Origin of the sequence: Haloferula sargassicola (assembly GCF_040362925.1) — a bacterium.
Taxonomy (GTDB): domain Bacteria; phylum Verrucomicrobiota; class Verrucomicrobiia; order Verrucomicrobiales; family Akkermansiaceae; genus Haloferula; species Haloferula sargassicola.
The window spans coordinates 1-26544 of sequence record NZ_BAABRI010000035.1; the positions used below are offsets into that span (position 1 = coordinate 1).

Sequence of the window (26544 nt, forward strand, 5' to 3'; positions counted from 1 at the left end):
TCGTCCCGGAGGGACTTGGGAACTTAGCCGGTGGTGACAACCACCGGAACCCGTCCCGGTCACATCCAGCCCCGGCAGGGGCGGGGGAGAGCGCGGCATCGAAAAGCTTCTCCGCGGATTCCACCGCCCCTGCCGGGGATCCATGGAAGATAGGACCTTTCCACCACCGCCTCATCTCCGAGCCCCCTCCGGGGCCCCCCATCTGTCCATCCGCGGTTTCCCATTTCCAAGCATGATCGGATTCCCCATGTCACAGTTGATGCGCAAATCCTCTTGTCATGACTCGCCTGTCCACGCAGATCTACGCAGAACCTCACGGAATACCATGGAACAAGACCAATTGAACTACCTGAAGATGGCCGTCGTGACCGACGAGCTGCTTGACCAGAACGAGAGCGTGTGGAGCGGCCTGCCCGCGTTCGCCAGCGAGGTGGCCACCTCGCGAGCCCTCATCGCCCGCATTCAGGGTGGCTCACGGGGGCAGTCCGGCATCGATACCCGGCCGTTCACCCAGCAGAAGGAAATTGCCAAGAAAACCATCGCCCGGCTCGGAGCCGACCTCGGCGCCCCCGCCAGCGTTCTGGCCGAAACCCAGGGCGATCTGGAAGCCGCCGCCAAGCTCAACCAGAGCTACTCGGACCTCTACTACGCCACCGATGCCGAGGCCGACGACCTCGCCTACCACCTGCTCCAGGCCGCCCGCGCGCTCGATCCCGCCGCGCTTGCCAACTACGGCGTCTCCGCCGAGCAACTCGAGCAGTTCGATGCCGCCGTCGAAAACTACCAGGGCCTCATCGGCTCGCCCCGGGTCGCCATCGCCAAGCGTAGCGCCCACACCGTCTCGCTGCCGGAACTCTTCGTCCAGCTTCGCGCCTCCCACGACCGGCTCGACCGCCTCGCCGTCATCTTCCGCAAAACCGCCCCTGATTTCCTCGCCGCCTACGAAGCCGCCCGCGTCATCGTCGACCGCCCCGCCACCCACGGCGCGGGGGAAACGCCCGAACCCACCGAGCCGGAGCAGGCTTGACTCCTTCTTTTTGAACAAACCCGCCTGCCGACCCCATGCTTGGTCTCCCAATCGCCAGCCGCCTCTTCCGGTAGATCGGGAGGCTGGGTATCACCCACTATCTTCGGCTTGCGCCGTTTTATCCCTACCTGTGTTTGGTCTGGAAGGGAGCGGTCTCGTACTTCGCCCATTTGGCTAGCCTTCTGGAATCCTGCACCCATCCGCGGCTCGAGTTTTGAGTTGGGCTTTGAGGTTGGAGGTCCCCGGGGGTGAACCCGGGGCTAAGGTCCGGCATCCTTGCGTGACTGAAGAGACGGATCAGGACGCTTCATCTGGGCGGAGTTTGCCGAGGCATGGGAGCGGTGGAAGATGCCGCGGCCGAAGGTCTTGGAAACCCCATTGCCCTGGAGCTGGCGGGAGGCTCGACAAGCCGGGAGAGCATGAGTAAACGATGAAGTCCGAAACAGAAACCAACGGCGTCGCGGAATCGAAGCGCGTCCATCCGAGGAGCCCGGTGCGGTCATTCCGCACGCCGGGATCTGCGAGGGGGGCGGCGGATGACCGGCGTCCCTACCTCAATCGCCACAAAAGAATGCTCGCAAATGTCGCGCTTCCATCGTTCCTGCCCCACAGCTTCGCGACGCTGATCGGTATTCTCGTGATTGCCGCGATCGAAGGATGGTTCCTGATGAGAGGACTTCGATTGAGTTACCCTGAATCCTATCGACACGCCTTAAATGCCAACTGGAAGTCCACCATCGTCGGGATCCCATTTGCGTGGCTCCTGTGGATTGTCGGCCTGATTCCGATTTCATTGGGAGCGTCGGCAGTTGGGCTCGAGACGCATCCAGCCGTGGTTTCGACGGCCATGCAGACTGCGTTTTTCGGTGGGATGATGCCTACAGAGTGGATGAATGTGGGTAGCGCGGCAGCGTGGCTGGTGATGCTGATTCCTTTTTGGATGGGGTCGGTCTGGATAGAGCGACGGACTGTAGCGAAGCGTCTTCCTGACCACGACCGCGCACAGATTTCAGCTGCGGTCGTGCGCGGCAACCTCGCGAGCTACAGCATCTTTTTGATCTTCGGCGTCATTGCGTTTACCAACGCGATGGCTGACCTGCCCAACCAGCAGCAACGCTTTCGTGAGTTCCGTGAGCGTCAGGGCGCCTACCGAAAACAACAAGGCCAATCCCAAAGATAGCTTCGGGCGGTAGCCCCGAAGCTATCGGTTGTTGAACGGGCCCAGGCGGGTTGGGCGGGCGGTGTGGCTATCGCTCTTGCGGTTTCAATCCGCGTCGGTGGGTCAACGACTTGCCCTGATCGGGCGGCGGCGGATGGCCGTTTGACGACCTCCGCGGGGGCCGCGGGGCGAATCGCTCCGGGATTCGCCCGCGCCGGGAGAGGGGCGAGCCGCCGGTGGAGCGGGGTTTCCGGAAACGCGGCGAAGCATGGGCGCTTTTACGGTGAAAGCCGTCGTTCGCAGCCGCTACTTCGGAGTGATCGGGAATTCGGTGCGTTTGTGGCAACTGCTGCATCACGTCCGGCGCTTGGCCTTCAAATGGTGGCACCGCCGCAGCCAGCGGCGCAGCTTCACCTGGGCGGAGTTTGCCGAAGCGTGGGAGCGGTGGAAGATGCCGCGGCCGAAGATCTTGGAAACCCCGTTACCCTGGAGCTGGCGGGAGGCTCGACAAGCCGGGAGAGCTTGAGTAGACGATGAAGTCAGAAACAGAAGCCAACGGCGTCGCGGAATCGAAGCGCATCCATCCGAGGAGCCCGGTGCGGTCATTCCGCATGCCGGGATCTGCGAGGGGGGGGGCGCCGGATGACCGGCGTCCCTACCTCAATCGACAAAAAATGAGAATCCCCGCTCTAGCCTTTGCTCTATTTGCGACAGGAATCCATGCAGAGACCATCAGGGTCTATCGTGAGGAGCGCGTAGAGACGCCTGAGCATGTGCGATCCAAGCTTACTGGGGAACCTTCGAGATGGACCGCAAAGGGAGAGTTTGTTGGGCAGATTGATTTAGGCGATTTGACCCTTGATGGGATTATTGCGGATTACTGTGAAAGATCCTGGAAGGATGAGCCATTCTACGGGCCGGTAGAGAAGTTCGTATTCGAGGACTCGAAGGGTAGGGTTTACGTGGCGCACCTCGAATACGTGAAGGATAGCAAGCTCCTCGGAGAAGGTCGTAGAGTTGCGGTGAAGCGGCTGGAGAAGGTTCGGCGCAGGAAGGACCGATTCACGGGAAGCCCATACGGAGGGAGCAGCATCTTTGACGACACGCTACTCAAGGGGCTTCGGACCCTCGTCGTGAAGTAGGAAAGGCAAGTCGAACAAGATTAGTCGAAGCAGGGCGACCCCTTACCGCGGCCTTGTTGCGGGGCGGTCTTGGTGATTTAATCCGGGAACGAGAATCGGAGCGCCGCCATGAGGGTCGGGGCCGCCTGTTCTCAGACGTTCGACAGAAAATCCATGAAAACAATCACTGCAATCTTCGTCCTGACCTCTGGAATGCTCATGCCACTTCTGGCTGAACAGGCAACAATCCGAATCGACGCAAGATACGAGGGCGTTGACGTGAAGTGGCTATCTGATCTCTCTCCGAACACCCGGGATGCACTCAAAGCCACAGGTGGGACCCTTCGATTGCCAGCGGTGACAGCGAAGACTGGGGAGATCGCTACTATCGAGGTGATTCAGGAGTTTCATACAGGGACATCGACTCTCAAAGAATCCGTGGTGCCTTGCGGTGTCGTAGTCGATTGGTCCCCAGAACTGGTCGATGGAGCGATCCGGATTTCTGGGAAGAACCTCCTGCGGCGTACCACGAACAAGAATGCCGATGGCGTAGCGACACGCTTCGAAACTCAAGAAGCCTGGATCCACCTCAATCTTGAGGACGGAGCGACCAAGCAGGTTGAGCTCGAAGGCGGAGGGAAGATGTTCATTACTGCGACCTTGGTTGATTCCTCCGGCCGCCCCGTCAAAAAATGAAGAAGGCGAACAAGGCGTGGGCGGACAACCCGCTACCCCGCCGCGAGTCGGAGATTGAACCGTGATTAGAAACCTTTACCCTGAGTCCGACAGGCGCTCCCGGTAGCGGGTACCAGGCCCCAAACGTTGCTAGCCCGAAAAATCCGAGGTTGACACGATACCGAATCGTGGTATCGTTCTCGGGCTTTGAACAACCGCCATCGCGCTACTCTGGCTGCCATCTTTCGGCCCCCGGTTCAGGCGTCCATTGCTTGGAGCGACATCGAGTCGCTACTTCGAGCTTTGGGTGCTGAGATTTCAGAGGGCCGTGGATCACGGGTCCGCATAGCGCTGAACGGAGTCAGGGCAGTTTTTCATCGTCCTCACCCACAGCCGACGACCGACAAAGGTGCGGTGAAGTCGATGAGACGATTCTTAACCGAAGCAGGAGTACAACCATGATGAACTACAAGGGCTACAACGGATCGGTCCGGTTTGATGACGAAGCGGGAGTCTTTCACGGCGAGGTCATTGGGCTACGCGACGTGGTAACATTTCAGGGAACGACGGTCGATGAGCTGAAGCAATCCTTCGAAGACTCCGTGGATGACTACTTGGACTTTTGCGAGGAGAGAGGAGAGGAGCCGGACAAGCCATTCTCCGGCAAGTTCCTGCTGCGTGTCGATCCCATGCTCCATAGACGCTTGGTGGAGCTTAGCGCTGACGAAGGAGAGAGTCTGAATAATTGGATTGCTTCACGACTCGGTGAGCTGGCCAACCCAAACAAAGGCTAACAAAGCCGCACCCAACCCCGCTACCGGCCGCGAGCCGGAGCTTGAGGTGCGTGAGTAGCTTGTATTCTGAATCGGACTGGCGCTCCCGGTAGCGGGGTGGTGGCCTATAGCATTCGGCAGGAATGGAGAGTCGAGCCAGAGCAGGAACCGAGCTGGCGAGCTGCTTTTTGCAGTTGCTCGAAGGCAAGCCCGCCACGTTTTACGACGACGGCATCAATCTTTGGATGCAAGCCGTGGCAGATCAGCTGTTTGGAGCGGCGCGACCCTATTGCTACCATGATGGGCTCCATGGCCCAGAGTGCAGACGTCGGAAGTCAAAGCAGATCGAATTCACTGGAGAGATGTGGATTGGAGACGATTCGGGCGATCAGTGGACGGAACCGTTCTGGGCGAGGATTACCGACAAGCGGCTGACGCGAGAAGGGATCTGGATTCAAATGGAGGTTGGCGAATTCTCCGCCGAGGGAGACCTGCTCACGATCTGACGCAAAAAAGCCAATCGGGTCCCCGTGCGTATGGGTGGGTCATTACACGCCGGTTCCGATCAGACGCGGGGGAGGCCCGCGTCAGGAGACGGACCGCAGCCCGCTCCCGTCTGACCACATGCTTCCCTCCACTCCACGGCGGTTGCCCCCCTGCGTCAGGCTCCGCCAAATCCCTTCGGTTCAGTCAGCTGGGCGCTATCGAGCCCGGTGCGGTCCCGTCCATGCTCCGCCTACCGGCGTTGTCGGCTGCCGCGTCCGGCCGCTGGTTGGGACACATTCATTCGGTTCGGCCCGGTATTCCTACAGGGGACTTGAACCCCGTTTACAACGCGCCCATGCTCGGCACACACCAGTCGAAGCACGGAATCCCCGATGCGGCGCAAGTTCTAGCCGCCATGACCATTCCAACCTCCACCCACAGTCGAAGCCACGCCTCGGTCAGGGGTCCTGTGTCCTTCGACGTCGCGAGAGAATGAAGACAACGATGACCATCGCTTGGTTCATCGTGGCCTCCGCAGTTCACGCGGAGGAACGAATCGCGGTGAAGGCGAGCAGCGGTCGATTTGAGGTTGCTCAAGACTTTCAGGGTGGCAGGGATCAGGGCGATGGTGAGTTCCTCGAGATTGTCCGATTTCGGAACACGGGCTTTTCCCAGGTCCGATTGTCGGGTTTGGCTTGGCCTGGGATTTACAACATTTCCCCCGACGAGCACTGGCTACTTCGGACACAGAAGACGGGTTCAGGGGAGTCGATTGCCATGCTTTACCGCGTCGAAGAGAACGGTCGTGTATCCGAAGTGCAGGGATTCGATGGTCTGCTTTGGAGCATTTCAGATGCGGCATCCCGCTTGAAGCGGAAGGATCTTTATCACACTCGCGTTGCAGATTTCGCATGGTCCGAAGGCAGTAGTTCTTTGGAGATTGTATTGAGGGGGAGTAATGCATCGAAGAGCGGTGACGGGATTGATTGTCGTATCCAATATGAGTTGAGGAACCATCGGGTCGTAAGTCAACAAGCTAGCAGCGATCAAGTCGGCGCTGGACAACCCACCACCCGATCCGAGTCGAATTCGGAGGGTGGCGACAAACCTCAACCTGAATTGGATGGGCGCTCCCGGGGCCGACCCCTCCCGCTGCCTGATCGAGTCGCTGGGGGCGAAGAGTGAACGGCAGATCGAGTTGACCGTCATTCCGGCGGGCGAGTCGCGGCCGCTTACAAGGCCTGCAGCATGAGGCGTCGAGCTCCTCACTCTCCCTCCGGCTCTCCGAGATATCTCGCTTGCATGTTTTTCCAGGCGTCCTCGTGGAGGATGGTGAGGAGGGCGGGGTTGATCTGTTCGCGCAGGGGGCTGCCGCTGGCGAGGGCGAAGCCGTAGTCGTCGCGGACGAGCTCCTTGGTTGCGACGTCCATCCAGTCGGCGGAGGTGCGGGCGAGGTAGCGGAGGATGGGGGCGTCGTGGAGGACGACGTCGGCCTGGCCGTTCTTGACCGCGCGGGCGGCTTCCTCGACCGACGGGAAACGTCGTACTTTGGCACCGGCGTTGGTGGCGTAGCCGTCGCCGTTGGAGTCCTCGACCACGGCGACGGTCATCTGGGCCAGCGGGCGGGAGGCGAGCATGTCGGCCTTGAGGCGGTTGGCGGTGAGGGACGAGGCGATGGCGGCGGTGAAGCCGGCGATGATGATGAGGCTGGCGAACATCCAGATCAGGGCGACGATGCGGCCGCCGAGGGTGCGCGGGGATTTGTCGCCGTAGCCGACGGTGGTCATGGTCACGGCCGACCACCAGAAGCCGGCCATGAGGCCCTTGGCGCCGTGCTGGAATTCCTCCGGGTTGGCTTTTCGCTCGAACCACCAGACGGCGAAGCCGGCGATGAGCAGGACCAGCGCGAGGCTGGCGATGGTGCTGAGGAACTCGATGGAGAGGAAGCCTTTCAGGGTGGAGATCCAGGCGCTTTCGCGATCGGCCACATGTCCGATGCCGAGCCCGCTGACGTAGTAGGGGTGGGAAAAGTCCATGGTTTCCTCACGCGCGGCGGTGATGGTGAGGGCGGCGGCCCCGATATCGACGGAGCCGTCGCGGATGCCATCGAGCGTCTCGCCGAGCGGCATTTCCTGCCAGGTGAAGTTGAGGTTGAGCTTGTCGGCGACGTCCTGCCAGAGATCGACGGAGAGGCCTTCCCAGTTGCCGCCCTGGTCCTTCATGGCGAAGGGCGGGACCTCGCGGACCGCGACGACGAGCGGCTCTTCGGACGCTGGCGGTGCGGGCGTTTCCTGCGCGAAGGCGGTGGCGAGGAGCAGGGAAAAGAAGGCGAGGAGGCGTGTCATGGCGTCGGGAGGAAGAGTTCGGGCGTCGAGGGTGTTCTTCCTTCGTTCGATGCGGGATCGGGGAAAGGCAAAAGGAAATGGGAGAAAGGGGGCGATCCGGGGTGGCACCCTGACGGAGGAAGGGAATCCGGTGGCAGGCCTATGGGTTGGGGGGATCGGGCGAGGGGCAAGGGTGGGCTGTTGTCGCCTCAGGGAGAGGTTTGAGTGGCGGAGCGATGGACTTGGGCCGGGCGGGGGGCTCTGCTTGTGCAACCCCCTGAAGGGGGAACTACGTGCGGATGGGGGCGGGCTCGATGCGATGAGTTCGCCTGGCGGTCCACCCACCAGCGCTGCGGGACTAGGTGCGGATGCGCAGCGGATGGGGATAGCTTGGCGGGATGAGGGTGGAGAAAGTGAATTACGCGCGGGGTGATCAGGGCGGTCGGGACGGTGGGCTGTAGGTTGTTTCCTCTTCAGGGAGGAGATACGGAGGGGAGGGCTCCCCTGGGGTGACGGGGCTCGAGTGGTGGAGCGATGGACTGGGCCGGGCGAGGGGGCTCTGCTTGTGCAACCCCCTGAAGGGGGAACTACGTGCGGATGGGGGCGGGCACGATGCGATGAGTTCGCCTGGCGGTCCACCCACCAGTGCTGAGGGACGAGGTGCGGATGGAGGCGGGCTCGATGCGATGGTTTTTGCTTTTCTGGATTCCGCCTTCGCAGCGCGTGGGGATAGCTTGGCGGGGTGAAGGTGGAGAAAGTGAAATACGTGCTGTGGGCGGCGGACTGGAAGCGGTGCGCCGCGTTTTATCGGGACTTGTTCGAGGGAACGGTCGGGATGGAGTCGGAGGTGTGGAGCGAGGTGGTCATCGCGGGCGCGACCATCGGGATCCATGGCGGGGGCGAGGGAAAGCGGACATGGACCGGCCTGTCCTTCCAGCTCGATGACCTGCGGGCCGGCATTTCCAGGCTGCAGGCCTGCGGCGGATCACTGACCCGCGAGCCGGTCGATACCGAGGAGGATCCGCTGCACCTCGCGATGTGCATCGATCCCGAGGGAAACGAGTTCATGATGACCCAGCGGCGAGCCTGAGCCTGAAAACGAAACCTCCCGCGACCCTTTTTCGGGACGCGGGAGGTGAGATGAACCGGAGGACGTGCGAGTCGTCAGGGCGCGGTGACTTCTTCGATCACATAAAAGGCGCGCCCGGTGGGCGGGGCGGGATCGCTGAAGGTGACCTGATCGGTGCCGGTGACCGGATCGCCGAGGGCGGTGAAGCCTTCCATGGTCGTGCTGCGGGCGAGGGTGTAGGTCTTGGCGGGATCGAGACCCTCGACGGTGATCTCGAAGGCGGCGCCATTGAAGGCGGCGGCGCTGACCGTCGGCCCACCGGTGAAGGGGAAATCGAGCGGGTCGTTGGGATCGGTGCCGGCAAGGATTTCGTCGGAGTCGCTGGAACCGTCGCCATCCGTGTCGGCGGCGATGGGGCTGGTGCCGGTGTCCGATGCCCCGACGAAAATGCCGGTGGCGGTTTCAACGCCGTCGTCGAGGCCGTCGCCATCGGTATCGGGGTCCTGCGGGTTGGAGCCGGTGGCGAGTTCGTTCGCATTGAGGCTGCTGTCGTTGTCGGGATCGCCGTTCGGGCCGTTGAGGGCGAGGGTGCTGCCATCGTCCTGGTTCGAGAGGTTGGAGGCGAGTTCCCAGGCATCGGGCAGCGCGTCGGAATCGTGGTCGACGGTGTTCGGGATCGCGATGATGCGGATGTTGTCGAACATCACGCGGAAGCCGCTGGCGTGGCGGATGTAGGCCACGAGGTTGCCGGAAGGTACGGTGCTTCCCGTAACCAGAACATAGGGGCGGCCGAGGAGGCCGGAGCCGATGGTCGCCAGCGCCGTGGCATCGCGGAAGTGGTTCTCGAGGTTGTCCGCGTCCGGGTTTCCGGAAGCGGTCCGGATGCCGGCAAGATCCATGCGGCCGGGGTAGCCGGCGACCGGCGTGCCGATGTCATCGCTGGAAAACAGTCCGAACTCGACCACGCCCACATCGAAGCCGCCGCGGGTGCTCCCTGCGAGATCGATGATATAGGTGGTATCCGGCTCGAAGGGCACGCCGGTATCCTGATAGATATAGTTTCCGATGTCCTGGATGCCGGCATACTGGAGGCCCTCTCCGCCGATCAGGCCGAGGGATGCCAGCGTTTCCACGAAGACCTCGTCGGTCACCGGGGCGCGGGCGATCGACCAGCCGTCAGGCACCTCGGTCAGGTAGGACGTCGTCGCGGGGATCTCGGGAAGCTCGAAGCCGGGGTTCACCACATCCACCATGGGCTGCTTGTCTGCCTCGTCGGTGGGATCGGTGCCGAGGAGGAATTCCCAGCGGTCGGTCTGCCCGTCGCCGTCCGTGTCGGCGAAGTTCGGGTCGGTGCCGGGGGTGACGCCCGCCACGTAATCGAGGTCGGGGTTTTCCTCGCCGTCCGGGATTCCGTCGTCGTCGGTATCGGCCTTGCGGGGATCGGTGCCGGTGGCATCGGTGCCCGCCCACGAGCCGAAAAGGTCCTCGGCGGCGTCGGTGTAGCCGTCGTCATCGGTGTCCTCGTCCTGCGGGTCGGTGCCGATCTCATACTCCTGGATGTTCAGGAAAAGGTCGTTGTCGGGATCGCCGTTCGCGCCTTGGTCGGGATCGGCGGTGCCGTCGTCCAGAGGGTCCAGCCCGTTGTCGACCTCCCAGCCATCGGGCAAGTCGTCGTCATCGGTGTCGGGATCCAGGGGCAGGGTGCCGAGGGCGGCCTCCTCGCCGTCGTCGAGTCCGTCGTCGTCGCTGTCGGCCTTCACCGGATTGGTGCCGTCATTGTATTCCTGGAGGTGGGTGCGGTTGTCGTGGTCGGGATCTCCGTCGGGGCCGTTGTCGGGATTGACCGAGCCATCGTCGGCCGGATCGAGGCCGTAGTTTTCCTCCCAGAGATCGGGCAGGCCGTCGGAATCGGAATCGTCGGCGAGAGGAACATCGGTGCCGACGATCTGGAAGCCGTTGATGGGTGAACGCCAGGGGTTGGAGCCGGCCTCCTCGATGCGGAGATAGATCGAGCTGGCGGTGATGCCGTTGAAGACGGTGTAGTTGCCGACGCCGGAGGTGCCGGTGACGCGGACGAAGGTGGGATCCGCCCCCCAGCCCGACTGATCGATGATGTCCACGCGCTCGGTCAGGTCTGCGCCCAGGCCGGGATCTCCATTGACCGGCGAGGCGGCATCGGCTTCGGCGAGCCACACGCGCGTGGCGCGGTCGCCGGCATTCGAGTCGCCTTCGGAATAAACGACGACCTTGTAGGAGGTGAGCCCCTGATCGGCCATCCAGGTGTCGAGGCCGGTGATCAGGAGGGTCGGCTTGTCGTCATCGCTGCCGAAGACGCCGTTGAAGTCGGCGTTGATGAGAGTGCCGTTGGAGTCGAGGTAGCCCTTCATCAGCTTGTGATTGCCGCCGAGGGCTTCGTTGGCGCCGGATTGCCAGATGCCGGTGGCGTCCCATTTCAGGGTCACGGCGGTGGCGGTGCCGGTGTGGTCGTTGAGCACGGTGGGGTTGCCCCAGCGACCGAGGTTGTTCCAGTGGTCCTGGATGAAGCCGGGGGCGCCGGCGGACTCGGTGGGCGCCAGTTGGTAGGCGGCGTTTTCGCCGAAATTGACGCCGATCGGGAAATCGGTGGCGCTGGCAAGGGCGGGGGCGAGCGCCAGGAAAAGGCAGGTCAATCGAGGAGAGGGCCCTGGGAAAGGCCGAAGAGCCGGGGCGTCCGGTCGGAGGGTGGTCATGGGTTTTTCGGGTTGGGTTGAAGGGATGGGGCGGTGCCACCGAGGGGGCGTGGTCCGACCATCCAGCATCCGAACGTAGCAGTGAGGAACCGCTTTTGATAACCTACCGAAGGCGGTAGGAATGGCGTGAAGCGGATGCCGGGGCTCGATGCCCACCCGCACCCGCATGCCAAGATTTCCCTCGCCGATGCGAATCCCGATGCGACTTCTCCTCTTCGTTCTCGTCCTGCTCGGGGCGCGGACTCGCGCCGGTGCGGAGACGCTGACGCTGGCAGAGCTGGAGCGCCGGGTGGAGGCCTGCGGGGTGATGGTGGCGAGCTTTTCCGTGGAGGGAACGGTCTGTGGGGCGGGAGAGCGATGGATGGTGCTGCGGGACGATTCGGGGGCGGTCGCGGTGGAGCTGCCGGAGGTGAAGCCGGAGTGGGTGCCCGGTGTGCGGCTGAGGATTTCCGGAAACGAGTGCTGCGTGGTCCGTGGCAAGCAGGTCATCGAGGTCGGGACGGCGCCGGTGATCGATAACGACGGGCATCACTCCCGCTGGGAGCGCAGCGTGTCGATCCATCTCGACGAAGGCCCGCACCCGTTCCGCCTGGAGTATTTCAACGGACTTTCCGAGGGCGCGCTGGAGCTGGAGATCGAGGGACCGGGTCTGCCGCGGCAAACGGTGCCGGAAGCTTTTTATGGGCATCACGAGCGGGGTCGCCTGGTGCCGGGCCTGGTTTACCGGGCCTATGAGGGCAAGGACTGGCCAGGGCTGCCGGAGTTTTCCGCGTTGCCGCCGACGGCCGGGGGCATCGCCGCGGAGCCGGGCATCGGCTTGTTGACGCGGGCCGAGCATGCCGCCCTGGTCTTCTCCGGCCGGCTTTTGCTCCCGCGGCAGGGGGACTACACGTTTTTCCTGAGTTCGGATGACGGATCGAAGCTCTGGCTCGGACCCGAGGGGGTGGAAACGGAGCTGCTGGCGGGTGCTGCGGAGCATGAGCCGCAGGCGGAGGTGAACGACCGGTGGGTGACGATGGAAGGCAGCGTCACCTTCGCCGCGCGGGAGGACCATCTGCTGATGCTGGAACTCCAGGGGCGGGGAGGAACGACGGAGGTGGTCGTGGATGATCGCGATGCGTTGGAAGCGGCGGCCCTGCCGCACCAGCGGGTGGTGCTTTCCGGCCTCGCCCGGCAGGATGGCTTGCTGGTGGTCGATGCCGGCGACGTGCAGGTGCTGGGTGCGGAGGAATCCGCCGCCGGCCGGGTGGTGGAGATCGGCCAGATCCGCCGCCTCCAGCCGGATGAGGCCTCGCAGGCGCGCCCCGTCACGGTCAGCGGCGTCATCACGATGGCGGCGCCTGAATTTCTCGTGATCCAGGATCCGACGGGTGGCGTCTACGTGCGCTACGCGTCCCGGGATTCGGTGGGGCACCCGCGTGTCGGCGAGTGCTGGGAAATCGACGGCGTGACGGATCCCGGTGACTTCTCGCCGATGCTGCGGGGAGCGGAGGCGCGCTATGGCAGCCGCGCCCCGCTGCCCGAGCCTGCCCGGCCGTCGTGGGAACAGATCGTCAGTGGCGGCCTCGATGCGGAGATGGTCGAGCTGGAAGGGGCGATCGTTTCCGCGGGCGAGCACCAGATGGTGCTGCTGACGCGAGACGGCGACCTGACCTTGAACTTCAGTCGTTTCTATCCGCCACCCTATGATCCGGCCGATGAGGCTGCCATGCGATCGCTGGCCGGCAGCGTGGTGCGGCTGCGTGGAGTCTTTACCGCGACGTGGGCTTGGAACACGGGCCAGGTGATCGCGGGGAACATCTACCTCGGGAACGCCAGGATGAGCATCGAAGCGGCCGCCTCGGACGAGCCGTTCGAGGCGCCGCGGATGAAGGCCGCCGACCTGCTGCTTTTCACCTCCCACACGAGCCGCTTCCGGCGGGTTCGGGTTCCGGGCACGCTGCTGTCCGTGCAGGCGCCGGAATTGTTCGTGACGGATGGAACGGCGGCATTTCGCGCCGTCTGCGAGGACACCGCCGATCTCGCGCCGGGGGACCGCATCGAAGTGGCCGGCTTCCCGCGCTTGGGTGGCCCTTCGCCGGTGCTGATGGATGCCCGCATCCGCCGGACGGGCAAGGGTCCGCTGCCGCCGCCGGAGCCCGTTTCCCCGTCCGACCTGCCGGACCCCACGCTGGATGCCTCGCGGGTCGAGCTGGTGGCCACGGTGCTCAGCGACTCCCCGCGGGAACGCGGCCGCGTGCTCGAGCTGCGCTCCGGCGGCCAGCGTTTCGTGGTGCGCATGCCCGAGGCTTCGAAAAACTCGAAGGCTCTCGGCCGCGACAGCACGGTCAAGGTGGCGGGCGTCTATGTGGCGGCCTCCTCGCCGCGCGCCGAGCCCTTCGAGCTGCTGGTGGGCCATGCCGCGGACCTCACCGTGCTCCAACGCGGCCCGTGGTGGACCACCCGCCACACGGTCATGGTGCTGGCGACCTTGACCGGGGCGCTGCTGCTGGCGCTCGGCTGGGTGCACGGGCTGCGCCGGACCGTGGCCCACCGCAGCCGCCAGTTGGCCGAGGAAATCGAGGGCCGCCAGAGGGTGGAGCGCCACCGCGAGATGGAGCGCGAGCGCACGCGGGTGGCGCGCGACCTCCACGACGAGCTGGGCTCGAAGCTGACCGAGGCGGGCATCCTCACCTCGCTGATCAAGCGCCGGGATTTGCCGGAGGCCAAGAAGAGCGACTACCTCAACCGGCTCGACGGCGTGTGCCACGGGCTGGTCACCGGGCTGGATGAGATCGTCTGGGCGGTGAACCCCGCCTACGACTCGGTGACCGACCTGGCGGGCTACTTTTCCATGTTTGCCCAGCGTTTCCTGGAACTCGCAGGCATCCGCTGCCGCCTCAACATCGAGCGCTCGACCGATGGCCACCCGTTGGAGGCCGCCCGCCGTCATGATCTTTTCCTCGCCTTCAAAGAGGCGCTCACCAACGTCGTGCGCCACTCCGGCGCGGCGGAGGTGAAGCTGAAGATCGGCGTCGAGGACGGCTGGCTGGAGGTCGCGATCGCCGATGACGGCTGCGGATTCGAGGAAGGAAACGCCCGGCCGGGAAGTGACGGACTTGCCGGGATGAAGGGACGGATGGAAGGTCTCGGTGGCGTGTGTTTCATCGAATCCGGGCCCGGCCGCGGGACCACCGTCCGCTTCCGTCTGAAGCTCAATCCTGAAAACGAATGATCAAAGTCGGCATCGTCGAAGATAGCGAAACCACCCGCGAGGGGCTGGAAACCATCATCAACCTCTCGCCCGATTTCCGCGTGGCCTGCTCGTGCGACACCGCGGAGAGCGCGCTTGCCAAGCTCCCGCGCCACGCGCCGGAGGTGGTGCTGATGGACATCCAGCTTCCCGGGATGTCGGGCATCGAGTGCGTATGGCGGCTGAAGAAAATCCTGCCCGAGGTGCAGGTGATCATGGTCACCGTCTACGAGGATCCGGACCGCATCTTCAGCGCCCTGCGTCACGGGGCCTCAGGCTATCTCCTGAAGCGCTCCAGCCCGGATGAGGTGCTGACGGCGATCCGCGACGTGCACCAGGGCGGCGCGCCGATGAGTGGCGAGATCGCGCGCAAGGTGATCATCCATTTCCAGGACCAGACGCAGGCGGCCGAGGAGGTGGAGAATCTGACCCCGCGGGAGCGCGAGGTGCTGGAGTGCGTGTCGCTCGGCTTCACCAACAAGGAGATCGCCGAGCGGATGAGCGTCACCATCGAGGCCGTCCGCTGGCACTTGAAGCACATCTACGCCAAGCTCCACGTCCGCTCGCGGGTTGAGGCGGCGCTCAAGTTCCGCGGGCCGGGCTGATCCGCCTTCACAAAAAAAGCGGGCCGGACGAACCGGCCCGCTCGGGAGGCATGCGGTCGAGGTTCAGCCGCGGCGCCGCCGGGCCAGGCCCAACACGCCGAGTCCGCCGAGAACGAGGGCCGAGGGCTCGGGCACGGCGGTCAGGTTCAACACGAAGGCCCGGTCTTGGTTGGCTTGATCGCGCACCCAGTCATCGGCTTGGTCGCTGCCACCCCAGGAGGCGAACCGCTCGCCGCCGGTGTAGCTGTCGCTATCGGAGACCAGGAACTGTTGCCAGCCCTGGGTGCCGGCAAGCGCGAAGGCGTAGGTGTAGCCTCCCTCGAGGGTCATCATGTCGGTGCCGGAAAAGGTGATGGTGACCCAGTTTCCCACCGCCGGCGCGGCGATGGCCGGAATGCCCGCGAACTGCTGCTCGCGGAAAGCGTTGACAGGATCGACATACTGCGGGTCGAGCGTGCCGCCTTCGCTGCCGTCCACGTTGCGCGCGCCGAAGCCGCCCGAGGTGTCATTCGAATAGCGCACGATCTGGAGGTTCCAGGTTCCGTTCCACACGTCACCCCCGCGGTCGCCGCCGACTTGCAGGGAAATCGAGTTCAGCTGGTAGTCGGAACCGGCGCTCAGGGTGAACGACTGGCCGACTCCGCCGCCGTTGTTGCTGTAGTCCATATAGCCGAGGGTGGCGCCGGCGCTGTTGGTCTGGGCGATGCCATCGCTGCCGGCGGACGGAGCAGTGGCTCCGGCGTCGCTCAGCGTGACCGCGCCGTGGGCCGGAAAGGCCGGGGCGAGCAGGAGCGCCGCGCAGGCGGGCAGCAGCCGGCCGAGGCTTCGGTTCGGGAAGGGGAGGGGTGTCGGATTCATGGTTTCGGGTTTGGTGGATTTGGATGATGAAATCGTCGGCAAGCATGACGCATTCCCCTCTGGTCCAACAAGCGTCCGCAGCTCCGTCGGCAATTCCTACCTCTGGTGGTAGGGCAGCCCTCAGGCGGCCGAGCCGCGGCGGCATCATCGCCGAAACCGTTTGAATGCCATGGAAGCCCGGTCGAGCATGACGGGAACCCACATGCCATCATGAAACACCTTTGGACTTTCTTTCTCCTCGTCACCGGTCTGGCCGGTGCTTGCGCCCTTTTTTCCTGTGAAAAGCCGGCCGACGATCCGATGACCCGCCCCGAATCCCCGGCGACGGAGGTGGCTCCGAGCGAGCCGGTGCCGCAGCCGGCCGATACCAACGAGGTGAACGGCGACGAGCAGTAAGGCTCCGTTTTAGCCCCCCAAAAAAACGCCCGACTCCTCGAAGGAGACGGGCGTTTGAAAAAAAACCGCGGACGGCTTATTCGCCGAGGCCGAAGCGGACGAAGCGGCGCACGACCAGCGTGTCGCCCACTTGCTTGCCGGTGCCTTCGACGAGCTTCTTGATGGTGGTGTCCGGATCCTTCACGAAGGCCTGCTCGAGGAGGCAGTTCTCGGCGTAGAAGCGGCCGAGCTTGCCGATGATGATCTTTTCGATCATTTCGGCCGGCTTGCCTTCGTTGGCGAGCTGGACGCGGAAGATTTCCTTCTCCTTCTCCACCACGCTGTCGTCGATGTCCTCGCGGGCCAGGCCCTTCGGGTTGGCGGCGGCGATGTGGAGCGTGACGTCCTTGATCAGGTTCTGGAACTCGTCCTTGGCGGCGGTTTCACCCTGCTCGGTGCCGACTTCGACCAGCACGCCGACCTTGCCGCCCATGTGGATGTACTGGGCGATGGCGCCACTGCCTTCGACGTCGAACCGCTCGAACTTGCGGAGCTGCATGTTCTCGCCGAGCTCGATGACCTTGGACTTCACGAAGTCCTCGACCGTCATGCCCTTGAGGTCGACCTGCAGGGCCTCGTCGAGGGTCTTGGCGTCGGAGGCGGCGAGCGCGTCGGCGATGGCATCGACGAAGCCGACGAAGTTCTCGTTGCGGGAAACGAAGTCGGTCTCGCAGTTGACCTCGATGAGGATGCCGGTCTTGCTGTCGTCGGACAGGCGGGCGGCGATGATGCCCTCGGACGCCTCGCGGTCGGCCTTGCCGGCGGCCTTGGCGATGCCCTTCTTGCGGAGGTAGTCGATGGCGGCCTCGAGGTCACCGTTGGTTTCGGTGAGGGCCTTCTTGCAGTCCATCATGCCCGCGTTGGTCTTATCGCGGAGTTCTTTGACGAGTGATGCGGTGATCATGGTTCTGGATTGGTGAAATGGCGGAAAATTCGAACGGGGCGGAGCTTGGTCGAGCGATCGCCAGCCTGCCGCCCCGTCCGGGTGAAGGTTTCGTCAGGCGGTTCAGCCCTTCTTGCCGACCACGACGGAGTCGACGAGGTTCTGCAGGATGATGCGGATCGAGCGGACGGAGTCGTCGTTGGCCGGGACCGGGTAGTCGATGATCGACGGGTCGGCGTTCGAGTCGACCAGGGCGACGATCGGGATGTTCAGGCGGCGGGCTTCAGCGACGGCGATCGACTCACGGGCGGAGTCGACGATCACGAGCGCGTCAGGCAGGCCGTCCATGCCGCGGATGCCCTGGAGGTTGCGCTGCAGCTTGTGCATTTCGCGGGTCAGGGCGGCGTATTCCTTTTTGGAAATCGTTTTGAATTCCGGCGATTTCTCGAGGCCCTCGAGCCACTTGAGGCGCTCGATGGACTTCTTGACGGTGGCCATGTTGGTGAGCATGCCGCCGAGCCAACGGTGATTGACGTAGAATTGCTTGGTGGCTTCCGCGGCTTCACGGACGGCCTCCTGGGCCTGGCGCTTGCAGCCGACGAAGAGGATCTTCTTGCCCTTGCCGGCGAGCTCGGTGAGGAAGTCCGAGGCCTTGTCGAGGCACTTGACGGTCTGCTCGAGGTTGATGATGTAGATCCCGCCCTTGTCCTTCATGAGGTAGGGCTTCATTTGCGGGTTCCACTTTTTGGTCTGGTGGCCGTAGTGGACGCCGGCGTCCACCATGTCGTTGATGAGTTCGTTGATCATTTGAGGTGTCCCGCCTTGATTCAGGTCGGGCGAGGGTTTCGGGAAACCCGCCGCATTTTCGGTCCTTCGGTCTCCCGGTTGTGGTGCGGCGGCGGAGGAAGGGACGCGCGGGATAGGGGAGCGGCCCTGCTTTGACAAGGCAAAAGCTTGCCGCGGGCTCACCACCAGGCGAGGCCGTGCTGGTTCCAGAACTCGGCCAGCTCCTCCGGACTGCCGCGGAAGACGCTGCGCTCCATCGGGTGGGCCATGTTTCCGAAATACCGCGGGCTGCGCCAGGCGGAGGTGTTGTAGTGCTTGGCGCGCGAACCGCCGTTCTCCCAAGTGACGCCGCCGTATTGCCACATCTTCCAATCGCTCCAGCAGCCGTACATTTCGCACAGCGAGTCGGGCGTCAGGCCGCCGCCGCCGATGGCGCGCTCGGTGCCGCCGGGACCGTAGAGCGCCAGCCAATAGGGGGCGCGGCGGATGACGCGCTTCTGCGCCGGGCTGGCGGCGCGCATGCGGGCGCGGAAGCCGTCGCTGTTCTCGAGGTAAATGACCGGGGTCACGCCGGTGCGCTGCTCGACGCGCTCGATGAAGCTCACCAGGCGGTCGGGCGTGGAGTGGGTGTCGAAATCGCCGACCAGCAGGATGCGGCGGTGCGAAAGCCCGCGGCTGCGGGCGACCGACTTGACACGATCGATGAACGCATCCGCCTGGGCCGCGGCACTGCCGCCGGTGGTCACGAAGTGGTAGGCTCCGACCATCATGCCGGCGCGGTCGGCGGACTTGGCGAAGTCGGCGAACTTGTCATCGAGCGCGGGCCCCTTCGCGGAGCGGGCGATCAGGGCGAGCGCTCCGTTTCGCCGCATGGCGGAAACGTCGTGCCGGGAGTAGCGGTCGCCGCCGCGCTGGATTTCCTTCGGGTCCCAGCTGGAGACGTTCAGCACGGCCGGCGAATCGCTGACGCTGGTGCCGCCGAAGCCGCCGCACTGGGTGAGGAAAGGAACGATCGCGAGGAGGGTGAGCCACTTCATCGGCCCGACTCCAGCATGCCCGCTGCCGGACCGCAAGCTGGCGGCTTGTGCGGGCCGTCGGAACCCGCTTGGGTCCGGAGCCGTGGATGAGACCAATCCCTATGCCCCGCCGACGGAAATGGACGCCCCCCAGTGGAAACCGGGCGAGTGGCGGGTCGGCGATGGCTGCCTGTATTTCCGCGACGGGGCGAGGTTGCCGGAAATCGACCTGCTCAGCGGCCGCAGCGATGGTTTCCTGGCCCCCGCCGCCACACGCTTCCGGGCCCCGGGCAGCAGCGCGAAGGTGCTCCGCTACGCCTCGGCCGTCGTCTTCGGCGGGATGCTTCTCCTGACCGTCTTTCTGGACGTGGACCTTCCCCTTACCACCCTGGCGGCTGGTGTCTTCCTGCTGTCTTTCCTCAGTCGCGCCCTCGGCCGCGGCTCGGGAAAGACCGCCCTGCTCCGGTGGCAGGTCGATCCCACCGGCTTCGGGCCTTCGAAGCACCTGGCTTGGGCTCGACCACTCTACTGGGGCTCGCTGGGCATGTTTCTCCTGATCCTGTTCGCCGGCTTCGAATCGTGGATGTTGCCTGCCGCGGCGATCTTCATCATGATGAGTTTCGGCACGCTGGTGATCGCCCGCTCGAGGGTCCAGCTCCGCTGCGTCGGCGAACGCGACGGGTGGTTCGAGATCCGGGGCATCCCTGCGGCCGGGCTTGCGGGCTTGGCTGGCAAGGCGCGGGTTTCCTCCGAAGCGGGAGAGCCCCGCATGCGCCGGCGTAAGGTGTTCACGAGCTACCTGCATCGGTTTCCTTTCCTCGGCCTCATCTGGGTGCGCCGCTGGAACCCCTTCGCGGTGCTGACCTTGCTCATTCTGAAAATCCAGCGCTCGCCGGCGCTGGTTCGCGAGCAGTTCCACGATAGTGAGGCGATCGATCTCGTTCCCAGCCGTCGCGCGCCGGAACTCCAGGCAGCGTGGAAGGAATGCGACGGGCTCGTGATCTCCAGCTGGCTGGCCGACGGACGGGTGGTGATTTCAGGAAGGTTGCCGGTGGTCCGCCCCCGGCCGGCTCATGTGGAGGCGAAACGGGTGGGCAAGGACCTGGCCGGCGTGGTGCGCGGGCACTTCCGGAGGGTCGGCGATTTGCCGCTCGATCGCGTCGGCTCGGACGAGGCATGGCTGGAGCGGATCCGGTCGCTTTCCGACGAGATCCGGCAATCGCTCGAGGAAGCGGGAGTCTACGGCCCGGTGAGGGAGGAAGAGTTTCCGGCATGAGGGCGGGAGGGATCCGGCGATTTCCCGCTTGCCCGGATTTTCTCCACCGAAAATCTTGACACCGGACCGTGGTGGACGCTTTCTTCCCGCCCGCGCCGCGAGAGTGGTGCGACCGGCGAAAGCCACACGCACCCGTAGCTCAATTGGATAGAGCATCTGACTACGGATCAGAAGGTTTGGGGTTCGAATCCCTGCGGGTGCGCCATCTTTCATCGGGGTATGGCGCAGTCTGGTAGCGCGCTTCGTTCGGGACGAAGAGGCCGTGGGTTCGAATCCCGCTACCCCGACCAAACTCCCCCGCCCAAGCTGATTGGGCGGGGGAGTTTGGTTTTCCGGGAGGTGGCCGGGAAGCCGACGGGCGCGCGTTCTCCCTCTACGGCGAAGGACGCCCCCGTGGAGAGCTTCGGTTTTTTTTCCTCAAGCTTGCCGGGAGATCATTTGCCTCGTTTCCGCCGGAGGAAACCGACGAGGCCGGCGAAGGAGAGCATTGCCATCGACGGCTCGGGCACGGTGACGACGATGTTGTCCACGATCACGCCGTTGTTGGCGTTGGCGGAGTTGAAGACATCCATGCCGCCGATGAGGAGGTTGCCGTTGGTGTAGTAGCCGCCGCTGTTGTCGTAGGTATCGACCACGGCCCCGTTGAGCAGCCACTCGATGAGCGTGCCGTTGCTGCGGATGGTCACGTCCACCCAGGCGCCTCGGGGATTGGAGGCGGCGGGGCCGGAGGTCGCATCGAAGCCCGGAATGAGGGGGTTGTCCGCGTAGTCGCCCAAGGGGTTGTAGCCGGTGCTGGTGGCACTGCCTTCCTTGTAAACGCCGAGGTCGCCGGTGCCGTCGCCACCCTCGCCGGAATAGACCCAGGCCAGCGGGCCGCCGTTGGTGCCGAATTCGTAAGGACTGACCGGATCGGCATTGTTGAGGAAGATGCCGATCATGCCGTGCTCGGTGGAACCGCCGCCACCGTCGTTGTAGACGAACATGTCGAGATCGATCCGGAAAATGCCGGAGAAGTCGCCACCGGTCGGATAGATGGAGTAGGATTCTCCCTCATTGATCGGACCGTTGTCGGTCTTGTTGAACTGCAGAAAGGCGCCGGTGGTGTCGCTGCCGCCGGCCGGATTGGAGAGGCCGAGCGTGCTGTAATCGAAGGCAAAGTCCACGCTGCCGTCGGGGCCGGTGATGCCCTCCTGCTGGCTGACGACGGACCAGCGACTGGCGGCATTTCCATCATCGAAGTTTTCGGAAAAGATCGCAGCCTCCGAGGAGGCGATCGTGATCAACCCGGCGAGGAAGAAGTGCCGGCGGTTCAGGCGAGGTGGGTTTTTCATCGGGGAGTCGAAGTGGGGTGAGAACGGATGGATCAGCGTATCATCCTGCGGTCCCGAGCCAACCTCATTCAACCTGAACCCAACATGAACGAGCCCTTCGAGGCTCGGTCCGAGGCTGCTCAGCGATCGGCGGGGCCGGGGAAAAGCCGGGCCACTTCGCGTTTGGCGACCTTTCCCATGGCATTGCGGGGAAGTGCATCGGTGACCGTCAGGAGGCGAGGCAGCTTGTAGGGGGACAGCCGCTCGCGGCCCCAGTCGCGAAGCTCGTCGAGCTGCGGGGCACCGTCGGGGCCGCCATGGACGATCGCGATGGCGACCGCCTCGCCCCACACTTCGTCGGGCACGCCGACCACCGCGCATTCGTGGATGGCGGGATGCTCGAGGTAGGCGGCCTCGATCTCGAGGGCGGACAGCTTGTAGCCCCCGCTCTTGATGATATCGACGGACAGCCGGCCGAGGATGCGGAAGTAGCCGTCCTCCCGGATTCCGAGATCGCCGGTGCGGAACCAGCCGTCCACGAACGCCTCTGCGGTGGCCTCGGGGCGCTCCCAGTAGGCCTGGAAGACCGCCGGCCCGCGAACCTGGATCTCGCCGGGTTCGCCGGGCTCATTGATGGCTCCGTTTTCCTGAACCAGGCGCACCTCCATGCCGGGGACGGGCTGGCCGACGGTGCCGCTGCGGCGCTCACCCTCGTAGGGATTGGAGAGGATCATGCCGGTCTCGGTCATGCCATAGCGCTCGAGCAGCGTCTGGCCGGTGAGCTGCCGCCATTTCCGCAGCAGGGTCGGCGGGAGGGCGGAGGAGCCTGAAACCATCAGCCGCAGGGCGCGGAAACCCTCGATGGCGGGTTCGTCGCCGCCCTTCTCGAGGCGCTGGGACAGCTTGGCGTAGATCGTCGGCACCGCCATGAAGAGCGTATAGGCTCCGCCTGCGACGCGCGGGAGGACGGCCTCGGCGCTGAATTTTCCGAAGGTCTCCACGCTAGCCCCGGACCAGAGGGCGCAGCCGAGGATGTTGATGATGCCGTGGATGTGGTGCAGCGGCAGGAACAGCGGGATGCGGTCCTCGGCGGTCCACTGCCAGGCCTGGCACAGCGCGCCGATCTGCGCGGCGATGCCGGCATGGGTGCTGACCACGCCCTTCGGCCGGCTGGTGGTGCCGCTGGTATAGAGCAGCATGGCCGCCGCAGCGGGGTCGATCGATGGTAGCGCGGTGGCGGTGCGTTCGCCAGGATCGCGGGGATCGATCCGGGGCAGCCCGTCGCCGTGGGCCGATCGGGAAATGACCACCTCGGCCCCGGTGTCCTCGAGGAGGTAGCCTCGCTCGGCCGCGGTGGCGGAGGGCGAGACCGGCACCGCGATCCCGCCTGCACGCCAGATGGCCCACTGCGCCGCCACGTAGTCGAAGCCGGCCGGCAGGTCGAAGACGACCCTCGCGCCGTGGAGGGAATCCCGACCGTCGAGCAGCCGGGCGGCCAGCCGCTCGGAGGCTTCGAGCAGCTCGGTGTAGGTGTGGCGGCGGTCGCCATCGAGGATCGCGATGCGATCGGGATGGAGGCGGGCGCGGGAAACGACGGGTGGTTCGGAGGCAGGAGGCATGGAGATCAGACGAGGGCGCGGAGGACGAAGTAGACGATGGATGGCCCGACGAGGCAGCCGATGCCGGTGTAAAAGGTCGCCGTCATGGCCCCGTAGGGCACGAGTTTGGGATCGGTGGCGGCGAGACCGCCGGCGACGCCGCTGGTAGTCCCGAGCAGGCCGCCGAAGACCATGGCCGAGCGCGGGTTGTCGAGCCCGATGCGGCGGGCCACGAAGGGGGTGGCGGTCATCACCAGCACGGATTTCACCAGACCCGCGGCCACGCTCAGGGCGATGACTTCCGAGCTGGCACCGAGCGCGGTGCCGGTGACGGGGCCGACGATGTAGGTCGCCGCGCCGCCGCCGATGGTGGCCAGGCTCACGGCATCCCGGTAGCCGCCGAGGTAGCCGATCACGGCGCCGATGAAAAACGAGATCGCCACCCCGAGCAGCAGGGCCACCAAGCCCCCGGGCCCGGCCTCGCGGAGTTCTCTCCAGCTCACGCCCATGGCGGTGGAAACGATGGCGAGGTCGCGGATCATCGCCCCGCCCATCAGGCCGATCCCTGCCAGCGCCGGGATGTCGGCCAGGCCGTGGTCTCCCTCCGTCGCCACGCCTCCCAGATAGGCCAGCACGAGCCCCAGGAAGATGGCGATCGCCGAGCCGTGGATACGCCGGCCGGTGAACTTTCCGGAAATGAAGTACGACAGGACCATGAGACCGCCGACCAGGGCGAAGGCGGTGACCAGCGCGTAGTCGGCCAGCAGCTTCTCGAGGGCTTGGCTCATGGGGTGGAGGACTCCGGATGGGTGGTTCGGGGAGGGCCCGGCTTACCGATCCGGCTCACCACCGGCACCAGCAGGAAGCACGCCGCCACCGACAGCACCCCGGCCGCGATGGCGATGCCGCCGCCCTGGACGGCGGCGCGGACGTTCTGCGAGGCCGCCATGGCTACGGTCACCGGGATGTAGATCGAACTCCAGAACAGGACTCCCTGTTCACTGGCCGGCGGAAATTTACCGAGGCGCCGGAGCCGCTCCGAGCCCCAGATCAGCAGCAGCATGGCGATTCCGACTCCGCCGACGTTCGAATCGAGTCCCAGCAGCATGCCGAGAAGGCGACCTGCGATCAGGCCGGCGAGGAGGCAGAGGGAAAGCAGGGCAGTGCCGTAGATGGCCATGGGTTCGGGAAATCGCGGACCTTTCCGAAGTCGTCGAGGGCTAACGTTTCCGCCGCCGTGCATACAAGAGAAAACCGGCTGGAGCCCGTCAGCCTGATTGGCTATGGTGGCCCGCGCATGGCCAGCCGGAGCGCGGATGAAATCAGGGAAAGTCTGGAGGAGAGAATCGTCGAGGGAGAACTCGGAGATGGCACGCGTCTCGACGAGGTCCAGCTGGCGGACCATTACGGCGTGTCGCGGACCCCGTTGCGCGAGGCGCTGCGGATGCTCGCCGGCTCAAGTCTGATCGAATTGGTTCCCCGGCGAGGCGCCTTCGTGCGCCACCCGGGCGTGGTGGAATTGGTGGAGATGTTCGAGGTGATGGCCGAACTGGAGGGCTTGTGCGGACGGCTGGCCGCGAGACGGATCTCCGCCGGTGAGCTGGTCGAGCTTTCCATGGCGGCCCGGACTTGTGGGGAGGCCGTCCGGCACGAGGATCCGGATGCCTATTACCACGCCAACGAGGCGTTCCACCAGGCGATCTACCATGCCGCGGGCAACCGTTTCCTCGAAGCGGAGGCGCAGCGGCTGCAGAAGCGGCTGCGCCCGTTCCGCCGGATGCAGCTCAGGGCCCGAGGACGCATGGATCAGTCGATGCGGGAGCACGGCACGATCCTTGAAGCGCTTCGCGGCGGGGATGGAGAGGCCGCTGCGTCGGCTCTCAGGTCGCACGTGGCGGTCCAAGGCGAGAAGTTTCACCTGCTCTACACCGCCTTGGAGGCTTCGAAGGAGGCTTGAGACACGACGCCGGATCGTCCGCCGCGGGCGGTCGCCCGAGAAACCCGTTCCTTCGGCATGTATACAATCCGATTGACGTCCGGACATCGACCTGAAAGGTTGCGTCCATCGTCGAAATGCAGGGGTCGCTCCTGCATTTCCACGCTGAACCCAAAACCAAGAAAACTCATGCAAACCTTTCAACGGGTCATCCCCCGTCCTCTGGTGGCGTTGGCATTGCTCGCCATTCCTTCCTTCGGTTCCACTGTCCTGATCGATTTTGGTCGCCACGATGGCGTCCAAGGGAATCCGACGGTCAATCCCGACACCAACGGCCACTATTGGAACAACCTCACCTACAACGGCGGCGAGTTCCAGATTCCATCCGGCCAAGCCTACAACGATCTGGTCGACACTTCCAACGTCGCCACGACCATCGACGTCACCACCACCAGCATCTGGCGATCGAACGGCGTCAACAACGGGGGGCTGCTGGCTCCTTCCGCCGGCCTCCTCGGAGATTTTGCGATCGCGACGGCGACCCAGGATTACTGGTTCACGGAAACAGGGGGCAGCCCGGCTTTGAACAACACCGCCTCCCTGGTCATCAGTGGACTGGATCCCGGCCTGACTTACGATCTGCGCTTGTTTGGAACGCGGGAGAGCACTTCCACCCGCGAAACCCAGTATGTCATTCAAGGCGGCAACGGGCCGTTCTCAGCCAGTTACCTCACCTCGGGAACCGGCATTGGTGACGGTGGATACAACGGAAACAATGACGAGATCATCTCTTTCTCCGGCATCGAGCCCGACGGTTCCGGCAACATCAACGTGACCATCAACGCTCTTCAAGGAGGCTTTGCTTATCTGGGAGTCATGGAAATCTCCTCCGTGCCTGAACCCAGCCACCTGGCGATGGTTCTGGGTGCGGGTCTGGTCGGGCTGATGCGCCGCCGCCGTCAGGCCTGAGCTTTCCGATCGCCTTCTCTGGGTTGTCCATCCGCCCGGTGGCCTGACACGGTCACCGGGCTTTGTTTATCTGGCTGAAAAAAGGCGCATCCACTTGGCGGCGCAGCCTCTCCAATCGTCACCGGAGGTCGCAGATTCGGCGCGGTCGCCCTAGTATCCCATAAACCTTAAACGGACGGATATAGTGATCTGAGTTTCACGCGGGCCTGGGAATTGTCGAACTGCCATCGGATGGGTTTGGGATCGGCGTTCTTCCATCTGAGATACGCCCCAACCT

The 26544-nt window shown here is 64.5% G+C and carries 26 protein-coding genes and 2 tRNA genes; 18 read left to right on the top strand and 10 right to left on the bottom strand.

Translation table 11 applies throughout. The features are described 5' to 3' along the window. Positions 1-325 precede the first annotated feature (325 nt). The 9 genes from ABXH26_RS19965 to ABXH26_RS20005 all read left to right on the top strand — a co-directional run bounded on the left by ABXH26_RS19965 (position 326) and on the right by ABXH26_RS20005 (position 6426). Entirely contained in the window at positions 326-1027 is a 702-nt protein-coding gene (locus ABXH26_RS19965) for a hypothetical protein (RefSeq protein WP_353568874.1), read from the top strand. A gap of 430 nt (positions 1028-1457) precedes the next feature. Then, a complete protein-coding gene (locus ABXH26_RS19970; RefSeq protein WP_353568875.1) occupies positions 1458-2207 on the top strand; it encodes a hypothetical protein in 750 nt (249 codons plus the stop codon). Positions 2208-2469: 262 nt separating this feature from the next. Further along, positions 2470-2712, top strand: a complete 243-nt coding sequence (locus ABXH26_RS19975) for a hypothetical protein (RefSeq protein WP_353568876.1) — start codon at positions 2470-2472, stop codon at positions 2710-2712. Positions 2713-2860: 148 nt separating this feature from the next. Beyond that, positions 2861-3328, top strand: coding sequence for a hypothetical protein (locus tag ABXH26_RS19980; RefSeq protein WP_353568877.1), 468 nt, complete (start codon positions 2861-2863; stop codon positions 3326-3328). 153 nt (positions 3329-3481) lie between these two features. Further along, positions 3482-4003: a hypothetical protein gene (locus ABXH26_RS19985; RefSeq protein WP_353568878.1), complete on the top strand. Its 522-nt coding sequence runs from the start codon at positions 3482-3484 to the stop codon at positions 4001-4003. 186 nt (positions 4004-4189) lie between these two features. After that, positions 4190-4444 carry a type II toxin-antitoxin system HicA family toxin gene (locus ABXH26_RS19990; protein WP_353568879.1) on the top strand — a complete coding sequence of 85 codons (255 nt, stop codon included), beginning with the start codon at positions 4190-4192 and terminating at the stop codon, positions 4442-4444. Further along, positions 4441-4776, top strand: a complete 336-nt coding sequence (locus ABXH26_RS19995; RefSeq protein ID WP_353568880.1) for a type II toxin-antitoxin system HicB family antitoxin — start codon at positions 4441-4443, stop codon at positions 4774-4776. Before ABXH26_RS19990 ends, ABXH26_RS19995 begins: the two co-directional genes overlap by 4 nt. Before the next feature lie 122 nt (positions 4777-4898). Beyond that, positions 4899-5261, top strand: a complete 363-nt coding sequence (locus ABXH26_RS20000) for a hypothetical protein (RefSeq protein WP_353568881.1) — start codon at positions 4899-4901, stop codon at positions 5259-5261. Positions 5262-5733: 472 nt separating this feature from the next. After that, positions 5734-6426 (top strand): hypothetical protein, encoded by a 693-nt coding sequence (locus ABXH26_RS20005; protein WP_353568882.1) that lies wholly within the window; start codon positions 5734-5736, stop codon positions 6424-6426. An 80-nt stretch (positions 6427-6506) separates the two neighbouring features. On the opposite strand, the gene ABXH26_RS20010 is transcribed toward ABXH26_RS20005, so the two are convergent. After that, positions 6507-7586, bottom strand: a complete 1080-nt coding sequence (locus ABXH26_RS20010) for a transporter substrate-binding domain-containing protein (protein WP_353568883.1) — start codon at positions 7584-7586, stop codon at positions 6507-6509. A gap of 721 nt (positions 7587-8307) precedes the next feature. Between ABXH26_RS20010 and ABXH26_RS20015 the strand changes: the two genes are divergently transcribed. Then, positions 8308-8655 (top strand): VOC family protein, encoded by a 348-nt coding sequence (locus ABXH26_RS20015; RefSeq protein WP_353568884.1) that lies wholly within the window; start codon positions 8308-8310, stop codon positions 8653-8655. Positions 8656-8729: 74 nt separating this feature from the next. On the opposite strand, the gene ABXH26_RS20020 is transcribed toward ABXH26_RS20015, so the two are convergent. Then, on the bottom strand, positions 8730-11303 hold the full coding sequence (locus tag ABXH26_RS20020; RefSeq protein ID WP_353568885.1) for a thrombospondin type 3 repeat-containing protein: 2574 nt from the start codon (positions 11301-11303) through the stop codon (positions 8730-8732). Between the two features lie 259 nt (positions 11304-11562). Here ABXH26_RS20020 and ABXH26_RS20025 point away from each other — a divergent pair, with 259 nt between their 5' ends. Next, positions 11563-14577: an ATP-binding protein gene (locus tag ABXH26_RS20025; protein WP_353568886.1), complete on the top strand. Its 3015-nt coding sequence runs from the start codon at positions 11563-11565 to the stop codon at positions 14575-14577. Then, positions 14574-15200 carry a response regulator transcription factor gene (locus tag ABXH26_RS20030; RefSeq protein WP_353568887.1) on the top strand — a complete coding sequence of 209 codons (627 nt, stop codon included), beginning with the start codon at positions 14574-14576 and terminating at the stop codon, positions 15198-15200. The genes ABXH26_RS20025 and ABXH26_RS20030 overlap by 4 nt, the downstream gene beginning before the upstream one ends. Positions 15201-15263: 63 nt before the next feature. On the opposite strand, the gene ABXH26_RS20035 is transcribed toward ABXH26_RS20030, so the two are convergent. Then, positions 15264-16058, bottom strand: a complete 795-nt coding sequence (locus ABXH26_RS20035; protein WP_353568888.1) for a PEP-CTERM sorting domain-containing protein — start codon at positions 16056-16058, stop codon at positions 15264-15266. Positions 16059-16268: 210 nt separating this feature from the next. On the opposite strand from ABXH26_RS20035, the gene ABXH26_RS20040 reads away from it, so the two are divergent. Continuing rightward, positions 16269-16454, top strand: coding sequence for a hypothetical protein (locus tag ABXH26_RS20040; protein ID WP_353568889.1), 186 nt, complete (start codon positions 16269-16271; stop codon positions 16452-16454). A gap of 76 nt (positions 16455-16530) precedes the next feature. Here ABXH26_RS20040 and tsf read toward each other — a convergent pair whose 3' ends face one another. From tsf to ABXH26_RS20055, 3 genes are all read right to left on the bottom strand, one after another. Continuing rightward, positions 16531-17397, bottom strand: a complete 867-nt coding sequence (tsf, locus tag ABXH26_RS20045; protein WP_353568890.1) for a translation elongation factor Ts — start codon at positions 17395-17397, stop codon at positions 16531-16533. Positions 17398-17499: 102 nt separating this feature from the next. Next, positions 17500-18183, bottom strand: coding sequence for a 30S ribosomal protein S2 (gene rpsB / locus ABXH26_RS20050; RefSeq protein ID WP_353568891.1), 684 nt, complete (start codon positions 18181-18183; stop codon positions 17500-17502). Positions 18184-18341: 158 nt separating this feature from the next. Further along, positions 18342-19199, bottom strand: coding sequence for a GH25 family lysozyme (locus ABXH26_RS20055; protein ID WP_353568892.1), 858 nt, complete (start codon positions 19197-19199; stop codon positions 18342-18344). An 82-nt stretch (positions 19200-19281) separates the two neighbouring features. On the opposite strand from ABXH26_RS20055, the gene ABXH26_RS20060 reads away from it, so the two are divergent. The 3 genes from ABXH26_RS20060 to ABXH26_RS20070 all read left to right on the top strand — a co-directional run bounded on the left by ABXH26_RS20060 (position 19282) and on the right by ABXH26_RS20070 (position 20744). Next, entirely contained in the window at positions 19282-20454 is a 1173-nt protein-coding gene (locus ABXH26_RS20060) for a Link domain-containing protein (RefSeq protein WP_353568893.1), read from the top strand. A 128-nt stretch (positions 20455-20582) separates the two neighbouring features. Continuing rightward, positions 20583-20659: transfer RNA gene (locus ABXH26_RS20065), tRNA-Arg, on the top strand. A gap of 8 nt (positions 20660-20667) precedes the next feature. Then, positions 20668-20744: transfer RNA gene (locus ABXH26_RS20070), tRNA-Pro, on the top strand. 144 nt (positions 20745-20888) lie between these two features. Here ABXH26_RS20070 and ABXH26_RS20075 read toward each other — a convergent pair. The 4 genes from ABXH26_RS20075 to madL form a co-directional block, all read right to left on the bottom strand. Then, the gene (locus ABXH26_RS20075; RefSeq protein WP_353568894.1) at positions 20889-21785 is read right to left on the bottom strand and encodes a PEP-CTERM sorting domain-containing protein; all 897 of its coding nucleotides are present in this window, start codon (positions 21783-21785) and stop codon (positions 20889-20891) included. Between the two features lie 119 nt (positions 21786-21904). Then, entirely contained in the window at positions 21905-23383 is a 1479-nt protein-coding gene (locus ABXH26_RS20080) for an acyl-CoA synthetase (protein ID WP_353568895.1), read from the bottom strand. A 5-nt stretch (positions 23384-23388) separates the two neighbouring features. Further along, positions 23389-24150, bottom strand: coding sequence for a malonate transporter subunit MadM (gene madM / locus ABXH26_RS20085; protein WP_353568896.1), 762 nt, complete (start codon positions 24148-24150; stop codon positions 23389-23391). Then, positions 24147-24542 carry a malonate transporter subunit MadL gene (madL, locus tag ABXH26_RS20090; RefSeq protein ID WP_353568897.1) on the bottom strand — a complete coding sequence of 132 codons (396 nt, stop codon included), beginning with the start codon at positions 24540-24542 and terminating at the stop codon, positions 24147-24149. The genes madM and madL overlap by 4 nt, the downstream gene beginning before the upstream one ends. 117 nt (positions 24543-24659) lie before the next feature. Here madL and ABXH26_RS20095 point away from each other — a divergent pair, with 117 nt between their 5' ends. Next, on the top strand, positions 24660-25319 hold the full coding sequence (locus ABXH26_RS20095; RefSeq protein ID WP_353568899.1) for a GntR family transcriptional regulator: 660 nt from the start codon (positions 24660-24662) through the stop codon (positions 25317-25319). 168 nt (positions 25320-25487) lie between these two features. Then, positions 25488-26267: a PEP-CTERM sorting domain-containing protein gene (locus ABXH26_RS20100; RefSeq protein WP_353568898.1), complete on the top strand. Its 780-nt coding sequence runs from the start codon at positions 25488-25490 to the stop codon at positions 26265-26267. Positions 26268-26544 lie beyond the last annotated feature (277 nt).

Coding starts and splice junctions, on each gene's coding strand:
- ABXH26_RS20075 (WP_353568894.1), bottom strand. CDS start 21,785: ATGAAAAACCCACCTCGCCTGAACCGCCGGCACTTCTTCCTCGCCGGG.
- rpsB (WP_353568891.1), bottom strand. CDS start 18,183: ATGATCAACGAACTCATCAACGACATGGTGGACGCCGGCGTCCACTAC.
- ABXH26_RS20005 (WP_353568882.1), top strand. CDS start 5,734: ATGAAGACAACGATGACCATCGCTTGGTTCATCGTGGCCTCCGCAGTT.
- ABXH26_RS19980 (WP_353568877.1), top strand. CDS start 2,861: ATGAGAATCCCCGCTCTAGCCTTTGCTCTATTTGCGACAGGAATCCAT.
- tsf (WP_353568890.1), bottom strand. CDS start 17,397: ATGATCACCGCATCACTCGTCAAAGAACTCCGCGATAAGACCAACGCG.
- ABXH26_RS20040 (WP_353568889.1), top strand. CDS start 16,269: ATGAAACACCTTTGGACTTTCTTTCTCCTCGTCACCGGTCTGGCCGGT.
- ABXH26_RS20095 (WP_353568899.1), top strand. CDS start 24,660: ATGGCCAGCCGGAGCGCGGATGAAATCAGGGAAAGTCTGGAGGAGAGA.
- ABXH26_RS19970 (WP_353568875.1), top strand. CDS start 1,458: ATGAAGTCCGAAACAGAAACCAACGGCGTCGCGGAATCGAAGCGCGTC.
- ABXH26_RS19995 (WP_353568880.1), top strand. CDS start 4,441: ATGATGAACTACAAGGGCTACAACGGATCGGTCCGGTTTGATGACGAA.
- ABXH26_RS20025 (WP_353568886.1), top strand. CDS start 11,563: ATGCGACTTCTCCTCTTCGTTCTCGTCCTGCTCGGGGCGCGGACTCGC.
- madL (WP_353568897.1), bottom strand. CDS start 24,542: ATGGCCATCTACGGCACTGCCCTGCTTTCCCTCTGCCTCCTCGCCGGC.
- ABXH26_RS20030 (WP_353568887.1), top strand. CDS start 14,574: ATGATCAAAGTCGGCATCGTCGAAGATAGCGAAACCACCCGCGAGGGG.
- madM (WP_353568896.1), bottom strand. CDS start 24,150: ATGAGCCAAGCCCTCGAGAAGCTGCTGGCCGACTACGCGCTGGTCACC.
- ABXH26_RS20035 (WP_353568888.1), bottom strand. CDS start 16,058: ATGAATCCGACACCCCTCCCCTTCCCGAACCGAAGCCTCGGCCGGCTG.
- ABXH26_RS20000 (WP_353568881.1), top strand. CDS start 4,899: ATGGAGAGTCGAGCCAGAGCAGGAACCGAGCTGGCGAGCTGCTTTTTG.
- ABXH26_RS20100 (WP_353568898.1), top strand. CDS start 25,488: ATGCAAACCTTTCAACGGGTCATCCCCCGTCCTCTGGTGGCGTTGGCA.
- ABXH26_RS20055 (WP_353568892.1), bottom strand. CDS start 19,199: ATGAAGTGGCTCACCCTCCTCGCGATCGTTCCTTTCCTCACCCAGTGC.
- ABXH26_RS19965 (WP_353568874.1), top strand. CDS start 326: ATGGAACAAGACCAATTGAACTACCTGAAGATGGCCGTCGTGACCGAC.
- ABXH26_RS19985 (WP_353568878.1), top strand. CDS start 3,482: ATGAAAACAATCACTGCAATCTTCGTCCTGACCTCTGGAATGCTCATG.
- ABXH26_RS20080 (WP_353568895.1), bottom strand. CDS start 23,383: ATGCCTCCTGCCTCCGAACCACCCGTCGTTTCCCGCGCCCGCCTCCAT.
- ABXH26_RS20010 (WP_353568883.1), bottom strand. CDS start 7,586: ATGACACGCCTCCTCGCCTTCTTTTCCCTGCTCCTCGCCACCGCCTTC.